At 72.0% G+C, this 9,622-nt stretch carries 8 protein-coding genes and 1 tRNA gene; 3 read left to right on the top strand and 6 right to left on the bottom strand.

Annotated features, from left to right (window positions below; genetic code table 11):
- Positions 1 to 7: 7 nt before the first annotated feature.
- The 3 genes from ACF1AL_RS07770 to ACF1AL_RS07760 form a co-directional block, all read right to left on the bottom strand.
- Positions 8 to 952, bottom strand: coding sequence for a serine/threonine-protein kinase (locus ACF1AL_RS07770; protein WP_391825548.1), 945 nt, complete (start codon positions 950 to 952; stop codon positions 8 to 10).
- A 275-nt stretch (positions 953 to 1,227) separates the two neighbouring features.
- Positions 1,228 to 1,315 (bottom strand) — tRNA-Leu (locus ACF1AL_RS07765).
- Between the two features lie 126 nt (positions 1,316 to 1,441).
- Positions 1,442 to 1,921, bottom strand: a complete 480-nt coding sequence (locus tag ACF1AL_RS07760) for a MarR family winged helix-turn-helix transcriptional regulator (protein WP_391695476.1) — start codon at positions 1,919 to 1,921, stop codon at positions 1,442 to 1,444.
- A 71-nt stretch (positions 1,922 to 1,992) separates the two neighbouring features.
- Between ACF1AL_RS07760 and ACF1AL_RS07755 the strand changes: the two genes are divergently transcribed.
- Entirely contained in the window at positions 1,993 to 2,892 is a 900-nt protein-coding gene (locus ACF1AL_RS07755) for an LLM class flavin-dependent oxidoreductase (RefSeq protein ID WP_391695473.1), read from the top strand.
- 42 nt (positions 2,893 to 2,934) lie between these two features.
- On the opposite strand, the gene ACF1AL_RS07750 is transcribed toward ACF1AL_RS07755, so the two are convergent.
- From ACF1AL_RS07750 to sucC, 3 genes are read right to left on the bottom strand one after another with little or no spacing between them, the layout of a single operon-like run.
- Positions 2,935 to 4,476: an aldehyde dehydrogenase family protein gene (locus tag ACF1AL_RS07750; RefSeq protein ID WP_391825547.1), complete on the bottom strand. Its 1,542-nt coding sequence runs from the start codon at positions 4,474 to 4,476 to the stop codon at positions 2,935 to 2,937.
- A 51-nt stretch (positions 4,477 to 4,527) separates the two neighbouring features.
- Positions 4,528 to 5,412, bottom strand: coding sequence for a succinate--CoA ligase subunit alpha (sucD, locus tag ACF1AL_RS07745; RefSeq protein ID WP_391825546.1), 885 nt, complete (start codon positions 5,410 to 5,412; stop codon positions 4,528 to 4,530).
- Between the two features lie 12 nt (positions 5,413 to 5,424).
- Positions 5,425 to 6,555: an ADP-forming succinate--CoA ligase subunit beta gene (gene sucC, locus ACF1AL_RS07740; RefSeq protein ID WP_391825545.1), complete on the bottom strand. Its 1,131-nt coding sequence runs from the start codon at positions 6,553 to 6,555 to the stop codon at positions 5,425 to 5,427.
- Between the two features lie 136 nt (positions 6,556 to 6,691).
- Between sucC and ACF1AL_RS07735 the strand changes: the two genes are divergently transcribed.
- Positions 6,692 to 8,374, top strand: coding sequence for a thiamine pyrophosphate-binding protein (locus tag ACF1AL_RS07735; RefSeq protein WP_391779829.1), 1,683 nt, complete (start codon positions 6,692 to 6,694; stop codon positions 8,372 to 8,374).
- A gap of 11 nt (positions 8,375 to 8,385) precedes the next feature.
- Positions 8,386 to 9,618: a formyl-CoA transferase gene (frc, locus tag ACF1AL_RS07730; RefSeq protein ID WP_391825544.1), complete on the top strand. Its 1,233-nt coding sequence runs from the start codon at positions 8,386 to 8,388 to the stop codon at positions 9,616 to 9,618.
- Positions 9,619 to 9,622: the final 4 nt, after the last annotated feature.

Here is a 9,622-nt window from a genome sequence, read left to right as displayed (position 1 = left end):
GCTCCGGCTAGCGCGGCACGACCGGTCCATGGGGGACGAGGAACGGCCGCCGGGGATCCTCCGGCGGCATCCTGCGGATCGCGAGAGCCGCGTCAGGAACCGGCAGGTACGGGGCGAGCGCCACGTACACTTCCGCCGCACCGCGGGGACGGTCCTCGGGACGCTTGGCGAGCAAGGCTTGCAGCAATTCCTGAAGTTCCGCCGGGGCCTCGGTACCGCAGTCGGCCAGCCGGGGCGGGGACGCCGTGAGGTGCTGGGTCACCAGCTCGGCGGGCACCTTTCCATGGAAGGGCGGCCGTCCCGTGAGCATGTGGTGCAGCAGGCACCCCACCGCATACAAGTCGCTGCGAGCGTCCAACGGATTTTCACCGGCCAGGAGTTCGGGCGACGCGTAGGACACGTTGCCGAGCGTTTCACCCGTCATGGTGAGCCGCGGGTCGGTGTCCGAGAGGATCTTGACCAGCCCGAAGTCGAGGATCTTCACCAGACCGCTGGAGCTGACCATCACGTTCTGGGGCTTGAGATCGCGGTGCACGAGGCCGGCCGCATGCGCGGCGGACAGTCCCGAACACATCTGCGCAGCCACGGAGACGGCCGCGGGAACGGACAGGCGCCCGCCGTCGGCGCCGTCGATGACGTTGTCGAGCGTCGTCCCGTCGACGAGCTGCATCACCAGGCAGCAGACGTCCTCGGTGACGGCGGCGTCGTACACGGTGGTGATGTTGGCATGGTCCAGACGGGCAGCGGCCTTCGCCTCCCTCTCGAAGCGGGCCAGGGCGGTGGGGCGCCAGTCCGGCAGGGCCAGAAGATCCGCGGCAACGGTCTTGATCGCCACTGGCCGGTCCAGATAGACATCCGTCCCTTGCCAGACCTGGCCCATCGCGCCTCTGCCCAGAATCCGGTCCAGCCGGTACCTGTTGCGCAGAACTTTGCCTGCGGCAAACTGCTCCACGTTCACTTCCCTCGGTGAGCTCCAGCGGCACGTCGGTGGGCGTCACACCCGGCACAGGCCGTCGCCGACAGCCCGAACGGAGCTGCGCGACCGGATCTCGCGTGCACCGGGACGATTCTCCCGGACAGCGGCGGCCGGCTTTCGCAGGGGTGATGCGCGCCGACCCGTCTCATGAACCGGCAGGCGGCCCGGCAGGATGGTCCGGGTAGGCCCGGAGGTACGGCGGAAGCCGGGCGGGAGCAAAAAAGAAGACCCCTGCATCGCAGGGGTCTCGCTGGTGTCCGAGGGGGGACTTGAACCCCCACGCCCGATAAAGGGCACTAGCACCTCAAGCTAGCGCGTCTGCCATTCCGCCACCCGGACAAGGTGTCTGTCGACCGGCCGGGGTCTTCCCCGCGGCGACGAGGACAACCATACCAAGGTTTCGCGGTGCGTTTCACCTGCGTATCCGTGCGGGGGTGCGGTGCGCGGGCGGGGCTGGGCCGCTGGTCACGGGGTGTGTGCGGGTGGTGACGCGTCCCCCGTGACGAGTGTCCGCAGCGCGTGGACAAGGGTGGCCGCAGTCTCCTCGTCCAGGGCGGCGAGGAAGCGGCGCTCGGCCGCCCGGCGGGCCTCTTCCGCGGCGTGCAGGCGCTCCCGGCCGGCCTCGGTCAGCTCGACGATGTTCTTGCGGCGGTCCTGCGGGCTGCGGCGGCGCCGTACCAGGCCGTGGTCCTCCAGGCCGTCGATCAGCGCCACCATCGTCGTGCGGTCGACGCCGAGCCGGGCCGCCGCCTCCACCTGGGACAGCGGCTCGTCGCCGGCGAGAACGACCAGGACGGCCAGTTCGTGGCCGTCCACGCCGTGGGGCGCGAGGGCCTCCGCGGAGGCGCGGGCGAAGGCGGCCTGGGCGTGCTTGAGCAGGTAGCCGAGCCGGGATTCGAGCGGCGTCGGCGGCGTCGGGGGCTGAGGGCGGTCCGTTCCACGCATTCCATGACTCTATCGGCTGCATTCGGGCAACTGATTGTCAGCATCGCTGATGATTGGTTAGCCTGATCGTCATGAACCCTGTGCGCTTCGGCCTCAAGACCACTCCCATGCACGTGAGCTACGAGGACATCCGCCGCGTCTGGCTGGAGGCCGACGCCGTGCCCGAGATCGAGGACGCCTGGCTGTGGGACCACCTGCTGCCGGTGGCGGGGCCCGCGGACGGGCAGATCCACGAGGGCTGGACGCTGCTCAGCGCGCTCGCCGCGCAGACCCGGCGGCTGCGCCTCGGGCTGCTGGTGACCAGCAACCGGATACGGCCGCCCGCCCTGCTCGGGAAGATGGCCTCCACCCTGGACGTGATCTCCGGCGGCCGGCTCGTCCTCGGGATCGGCGTCGGCGGCACCCACCAGCCGCCCGGCGCGGGAGGGATCGCCGGACCCAATCCGGCGCTCGCGGAGTACGCGGCGTACGGGCTCGACCTGGTCCCGCCCGCCGAGGGCATCGCCCGGCTCGCGGAGACCGCCGAGATCCTGAAGCTGATGTGGACCGAGGACGTCTTCGACTACCAGGGCCGCCACTACCGGCTCAAGGGCACCCGCAACGAGCCCAAGCCCGTGCAGCGGCCGGGACCCCCGCTGCTGATCGGCGGCTGGGGCACCCGGCTGCTGCGGCTGGTGGCCGAGCACGCCGACGCCTGGAACATCCCGGGACCGCCGCACCACGGCGTCGAGTTCGTCGCCGAGCGGTCCCGCGTCCTCGACGCGCACTGCGCGGCCCTCGGGCGCGACCCGAGGGAGATCGAGCGCTCGGTGCAGGTGCTCGTCTCGTACGACGATCCGGCGGCGACCCGCGAGACGGTCGCCGCGCTGGTCGCCACCGGGATGAACCACATCGTGCTCAGCCTTCCCCGGCCCTACCCACAGGGGGTCGCTCGCTGGCTGGCCGACGAGATCATCGCCAAGGCCCACTGAGTCCTCACCCGCCGCGTCTCCGTCCGCGTCTCCGTCCGCGCCTCACGGCATCAGCCGGCACTCCGGGAAGTTGCCCGGCAGCCTCTCCCCCGCCGGGCCCCACGTCACCGCTCGTACCAGCAGTTCCCCGCCGACGAACGCGCCCCGCCAGGAGCCGCCGAAGCCGCCGAACAGTTCGTCGCGGTCACCGCGCGAGCGGGGCACGCCGTGCCCGACCTTGAACGCGCGGATCTGCGGGGCCAGCCGGTCGAACGTGGCCCGGTCGTCGGTGGACAGGGTGGCCACCAGGGCGCCGTTGGAGGCGTTCATGGCGGCCAGCAGCTCCGCCTCGGTGTCGACCAGGACGATCGTGTCGACCGGGCCGAAGGGTTCCGCGTGGTGGAGCGGTGAGGACGGGGGCGGGTTCAGCAGCGTGACCGGGGGGACGTACGCCGAGGTGTCCTGGCCGGGCAGGAGGCGGGCGTCCGCCAGGCTGCCGCGGTAGAGCGGCACGGCGCCCCGGTCGACGGCGAGCGCCACCTGGTCGGTGAGGTCCTTCGCCTTGGCCGCGTTGATCAGCGGGCCGAAGTCGAGGGTGGGGAAGGGGTCGTCGGGCTGCTCGACGGCCAGCGGGTGGCCGAACCTCAGGCTCCGCACGGCCGGCAGGTACGCCTCCAGGAACGCGTCGAACAGCGTGCGCTGCACGACGAAGCGCGGGTAGGCGGTGCAGCGCTGCTTGCCGTAGTCGAAGAGCTTCGGCAGGGCGCTCGCCAGCGCGGCGAAGTCCGAGTACTCCCAGACGCCCCAGGTGTTGAGCCCCTCCTGTTCCAGCACGTGCCGCTTGCCGAGGTCGGCTACGGCCGTGGCGACCGCGGCGCCGGTGTCGCGGCCGCCGACGAAGGACACGCAGCCGATCTCCGGCGCCCGCACCAGCGCCTCGGACAGCTCGCCCCCGCTGCCGCTGACGAGGGTGACGGGCACGCCCTCGCGGGCGGCGAGGGCGCAGGCGAGGGTCAGGCAGGCGACACCGCCGTCGGTGGGGGTCTTGGCGACGACCGCGTTGCCCGCCAGGGCCTGTACGAGCAGGGCGTGCACCAGCACGCTCATCGGGTAGTTCCAGCTGGCGATGTTGGACACCGGCCCGTCCAGCGGGGCCCGCCCGGCCAGCATCGGCTCGATGCCGTCGGCGTACCAGCGCACCCCGTCGATCGCCCGGTCCACGTCGGCCCGCGCCGCCCGCCAGGGTTTGCCGATCTCCCAGACGAGCAGCAGCGCCAGCAGATCGCGGTGGGCGGCGAGCGCGTCGAGGGTGGCCGCGACGCGGGCGCGCCGCTCGGCGAGCGGGACGTGGCGCCAGGCGCGGTGCTGGTCGAGCGCGGCGCGCACGGCGCGGCGGGCGGTGTCCCCGTCGAGGCGGGGCGGGCCGGCGACGGGCGTGCCGTCGACCGGGCTGGTGGCGGGCAGGACGCGGCCGTCGGCCCGCCAGCCCGCGTCCCAGAGGTTGAGGACGCGGTCGTCGCGGAACGCCTCGGGGGCGGCGGCGAGGCAGCGCCGCCAGGCGTCGGCCCAGGAGGTCCCGGCCTTCAGGGTCAGGGTCATGGTCATGGGGTCTCCCTCACGGTCATGGGGCTCTCCCTCACGGTCATGGGGGTCTCCTCACGACGTTCCGTCGAGCGCGGACAGGACGAGCTGTGCCGTGCGGGTCGGGGTGTCGCCGACCCGCACCCCGGCCGCCTCCAGGGCCTGCTTCTTCGCTACGGCCGTCCCCGTCGAGCCGGAGACGATCGCACCCGCGTGGCCCATGGTCCTGCCCTCGGGGGCGGTGAAGCCGGCGACGTAGCCGACGACCGGTTTGGTGACGTGGTCACGGATGTAGGCGGCGGCCCGTTCCTCGGCGTCGCCGCCGATCTCCCCGATGAGGACGATCAGGTCGGTGTCGGGGTCCTCCTGGAAGGCGGCGAGGCAGTCGATGTGGGTGGTGCCGACGACGGGGTCGCCGCCGATGCCGACGCAGGTGGAGAAGCCGGTGTCGCGCAGTTCGTGCATGAGCTGGTAGGTGAGCGTGCCGGACTTGGAGACCAGGCCGATGCGGCCGGGTTTGGCGATGTCGGCGGGGATGATGCCCGCGGTGGACCGGCCGGGCGTGATCAGGCCGGGACAGTTGGGGCCGATGATCCGCGTGCCCCTGCTCCTCGCGTACGCGGTGAAGGCGACCGTGTCGTGGACCGGGATGCCCTCGGTGATGACGACGGCGAGGCCGATGCCGGCGTCGGCGGCCTCCAGGACGGCCGCCTTGGCGAAGGCGGGCGGGACGAAGACGACGGTGACGTCGGCGCCGGTGGCGGCGACGCCCTCGGCGACGGAGCCGAAGACGGGGACCGCGTGGTCGCCGAAGTCGACGGTGCGGCCGGCCTTGCGCGGGTTGACGCCGCCGACGACGTGGGTGCCGGCGGCGAGCATGCGGCGGGTGTGCCGCATGCCCTCGCCGCCGGTCATGCCCTGGACGAGGACCCTGCTGTCCTGCGTGAGGTAGATGGCCATGGCGGGGCTCCTTCAGCCGGCGGTGGCGAGGTCGGCGGCGCGGCGGGCGGCGCCGTCCATGGTGGGGACCTGCTGGACGAGGGGGTGGGCGCGCGCGTCGAGGAGGGCCCGGCCGCGCGCCGCGTTGTTGCCGTCGAGGCGCACGACGAGCGGCTTGGTGAGCCGGACGCGGTCGACGGCTTGGAGGATGCCGTCGGCGACCGCGTCGCAGGCGGTGATGCCGCCGAAGACGTTGACGAGCACGGCGCGGACGGCCGGGTCGGACAGGACGATGTCCAGTCCGTCGGCCATGACCGTCGCGGACGCCCCGCCGCCGATGTCGAGGAAGTCGGCGGGCCGGGCGCCGCAGCCGGCGACCGCGTCGAGGGTCGACATGACCAGGCCGGCGCCGTTGCCGATGACTCCGACCTCGCCGTCGAGCCTGACGTAGTGCAGGCCCTTGGCGGCGGCCGCCGCCTCCAGCGGGTCGTCGTGCTCCCCGTCGGCCGCTCCCCAACGGGCGTGGCGGAAGCGGGCGTTGTCGTCCAGGGTGACTTTGCCGTCGAGGGCGACGATCCGGCCGTCCGTGGTCCGTACGAGCGGGTTGACCTCGACGAGCAGCGCGTCCTCGCGGACGAGCACCTGCCACAGCCGTACGAGGGTGTCCACCGTCTGCGGGGGAAGTCCCGCCGCCGCGGCGATGGCGGCCGCCTTCGCCGGGGTGACGCCCTCGGCGGGGTCCACGGGGATGCGCGCCACGGCCTCGGGGCGGCTCGCGGCGACCTCCTCGATGTCCATGCCGCCCTCGGCGGAGGCGATGGCGAGGAAGCCGCCCGCGGCGCGGTCGAGGACGTAGGAGACGTAGAACTCCTCCTCGATGCCGACGGGTTCGGCCAGCATGACCGTGCGGACGGTGTGGCCCTTGAGGTCCATGCCGAGGATGCGGCGCGCCGCCCGTTCGGCGGCCGGCGGGTCGGCGGCGAGCACCACCCCGCCGGCCTTGCCGCGTCCGCCCGTCTTCACCTGTGCCTTGACGACGACGCGGCCGCCCAGTGCGCGGGCGAGCTCGCGGGCTCGGTCCGCCGAGTCCGTGACCTCCGCCCTCGGCACCAACACGCCGTGGTCCGCGAGGAGTTGCCTTGCCTGGTGTTCGTACAGGTCCATTCCGGCTCCTGTCGTGAAAGTGCCGCACGCCCCCTGGACACCACCCATCGGATGCGGGATAACAAGGTTCATACAGTATTCGTCGACTGTATGCAATGTACGAAGCGAGCCCCCAACGAAGGGACGGGACGTCGCCATGCCCGACGACAACCAGGACCTCATCTCCGGTGGTCACCTCGTCGCCAAGGCGCTCAAGGCGGAGGGGGTCGACCGCATCTACACCTTGTGCGGCGGCCACATCATCGACATCTACGACGGCTGCGTGGACGAGGGCATCGACGTCGTGGACGTCCGGCACGAGCAGGTCGCCGCCCACGCCGCCGACGGCTACGCGCGCCTCACCGGCAGGCCCGGCTGCGCGGTCGTCACCGCCGGGCCGGGCACCACCGACGCGGTCACCGGTGTCGCCAACGCCTTCCGGGCGGAGTCCCCCCTGCTGCTGATCGGCGGCCAAGGGGCGCTCACCCAGCACAAGATGGGGTCCCTGCAGGACCTGCCGCACGTCGACATGATGGCGCCGATCACCAAGTTCGCGGCGACCGTGCCGGACACGGCCCGCGCGGCGGACATGGTGTCGATGGCGTTCCGCGAGTGCTTCCACGGCGCGCCCGGCCCCTCGTTCCTGGAGATCCCGCGCGACGTGCTGGACGCCAAGGTGCCGGCCGCAACGGCCCGGGTGCCGAAGGCCGGCGCCTACCGCGCCTCGACCCGTTCGGCCGGCGACCCGGAGGCGATCGAGAAGCTCGCCGACCTCCTCGTGCACGCGGAGAAACCGGCCGTCCTGCTGGGCAGTCAGGTGTGGACGACCCGCGGCACCGAGGCCGCGACCGAGCTGGTCCGCACCCTGAACATCCCGGCGTACATGAACGGAGCCGGACGCGGCACCCTCCCCCCGGGCGACCCGCACCACTTCCAGCTCTCGCGCCGCTACGCCTTCTCCCACGCCGACGTCATCGTGATCGTCGGCACCCCCTTCGACTTCCGCATGGGCTACGGCAAGCGCCTCTCCCCCGCGGCCACGGTCGTGCAGATCGACCTCGACTACCGCACGGTCGGCAAGAACCGCGACATCGACCTCGGCATCGTCGGGGACGCCGGGCTCGTGCTGAAGGCGGTCACCGAGGCGGCCTCCGGGCGCGTCAACGGCGGCGCCGCCAGGCGCAAGGAGTGGCTGGACGAGCTGCGCGCCGCCGAGCAGACCGCGATCGAGAAGCGGCTGCCGCAGCTCCGGTCCGACGCCTCGCCGATCCACCCCTACCGGCTGGTCGGCGAGATCAACGACTTCCTCACCGAGGACTCGATCTACATCGGCGACGGCGGCGACATCGTCACCTTCTCCGGGCAGGTCGTGCAGCCCAAGTCGCCCGGCCACTGGATGGACCCGGGCCCGCTCGGCACGCTCGGCGTCGGCATCCCCTTCGTCCTGGCCGCCAAGCAGGCCCGCCCCGACAAGGAGGTCGTCGCCCTCTTCGGCGACGGCGCGTTCTCCCTGACCGGCTGGGACTTCGAGACCCTGGTCCGCTACGACCTGCCCTTCGTCGGCATCGTCGGCAACAACTCCTCGATGAACCAGATCCGTTACGGCCAGGCCGCCAAGTACGGCAAGGAGCGCGAGCGGGTCGGCAACACCCTCGGCGACGTCCCCTACGACAAGTTCGCGCAGATCCTCGGCGGCCACGGCGAGGAGGTCCGCGACCCCGCCGACATCGGCCCGGCCCTGCGCCGCGCCCGCGAGTCCGGCAAGCCCTCGCTGATCAACGTGTGGGTCGACCCGGACGCCTACGCCCCCGGAACCATGAACCAGACGATGTACAAGTGAGGTGAACGGACATGACCGCCAGGGCACTTGACGGCATCCGCGTCCTCGACATGACGCACGTGCAGTCCGGGCCGTCCGCGACCCAGCTGCTCGCCTGGCTCGGCGCCGACGTGATCAAACTGGAGGCGCCCGGCGGGGACATCACCCGCAAGCAGCTGCGCGACCTGCCGGACGTCGACTCCCTCTACTTCACGATGCTCAACTGCAACAAGCGGAGCATCACGCTGAACACCAAGACCGAGCGCGGCAAGGAGATCCTCACCGAACTGATCCGCCGCAGCGACGTCATGGTGGAGAACTTCGGGCCCGGCGCGGTCGACCGGATGGGTTTCACCTGGGAGCGCATCCAGGAGATCAACCCGCGGATCGTGTACGCCTCCATCAAGGGCTTCGGCGAGGGGCCGTACACGGGCTTCAAGGCGTACGAGGTCGTCGCGCAGGCCATGGGCGGCTCGATGGCGACCACCGGCTTCGAGGACGGCCCGCCGCTGGCGACCGGCGCCCAGATCGGCGACTCGGGCACGGGCGTGCACGCCGTCGCCGGCATCCTCGCCGCGCTGTTCCAGCGGGAGCGCACCGGGCGCGGGCAGCGGGTCAACGTGGCCATGCAGCACGCGGTGCTGAACCTGTGCCGGGTGAAGCTGCGCGACCAGCAGCGCCTGGCGCACGGGCCGCTCGCCGAGTACCCCAACGAGGACTTCGGCGACGAGGTGCCCCGCTCCGGCAACGCCTCCGGCGGCGGCCAGCCCGGCTGGGCGGTCAAGTGCGCGCCGGGCGGCCCCAACGACTACGTGTACGTCATCGTGCAGCCCGTCGGCTGGAAGCCGATCAGTGAGCTGATCGGCCGGCCCGAGCTCGCCGACGACCCCGAGTGGGCCACCCCCGAGGCGCGGCTGCCGAAGCTGAACAAGATGTTCCAGCTGATCGAGGAGTGGTCCTCCACGCTGCCCAAGTGGGAGGTGCTGGAGCGGCTGAACGCGCACGACATCCCGTGCGGGCCGATCCTGTCCACCAAGGAGATCATCGAGGACGCCTCGCTGGCGGCCAACGACATGATCGTGCGCGTCCCGCACCCCGAGCGCGGCGAGTTCGTCACCGTCGGCAGCCCGCTGAAGCTGTCCGACTCCCCCGTCGAGATCACCGGCTCGCCCCTGCTCGGCGAGCACAACGCGGAGGTGTACGTGGGCGAACTGGGGCTCGGCCACGAGGAGTTGCACCTGCTGAAGGCGAACGGGGTGATCTGAGGTG

This window comes from Streptomyces sp. NPDC014801, from assembly GCF_043082085.1.
Taxonomy (GTDB): domain Bacteria; phylum Actinomycetota; class Actinomycetes; order Streptomycetales; family Streptomycetaceae; genus Streptomyces.
The sequence above is the reverse complement of the archived record's forward strand: the minus strand, read 5'-3'. Positions and strand labels throughout refer to the sequence as shown.

Coding starts and splice junctions, on each gene's coding strand:
- ACF1AL_RS07760 (WP_391695476.1), bottom strand. CDS start 1,921: ATGCGTGGAACGGACCGCCCTCAGCCCCCGACGCCGCCGACGCCGCTC.
- ACF1AL_RS07755 (WP_391695473.1), top strand. CDS start 1,993: ATGAACCCTGTGCGCTTCGGCCTCAAGACCACTCCCATGCACGTGAGC.
- ACF1AL_RS07750 (WP_391825547.1), bottom strand. CDS start 4,476: ATGACCATGACCCTGACCCTGAAGGCCGGGACCTCCTGGGCCGACGCC.
- sucD (WP_391825546.1), bottom strand. CDS start 5,412: ATGGCCATCTACCTCACGCAGGACAGCAGGGTCCTCGTCCAGGGCATG.
- sucC (WP_391825545.1), bottom strand. CDS start 6,555: ATGGACCTGTACGAACACCAGGCAAGGCAACTCCTCGCGGACCACGGC.
- ACF1AL_RS07735 (WP_391779829.1), top strand. CDS start 6,692: ATGCCCGACGACAACCAGGACCTCATCTCCGGTGGTCACCTCGTCGCC.
- frc (WP_391825544.1), top strand. CDS start 8,386: ATGACCGCCAGGGCACTTGACGGCATCCGCGTCCTCGACATGACGCAC.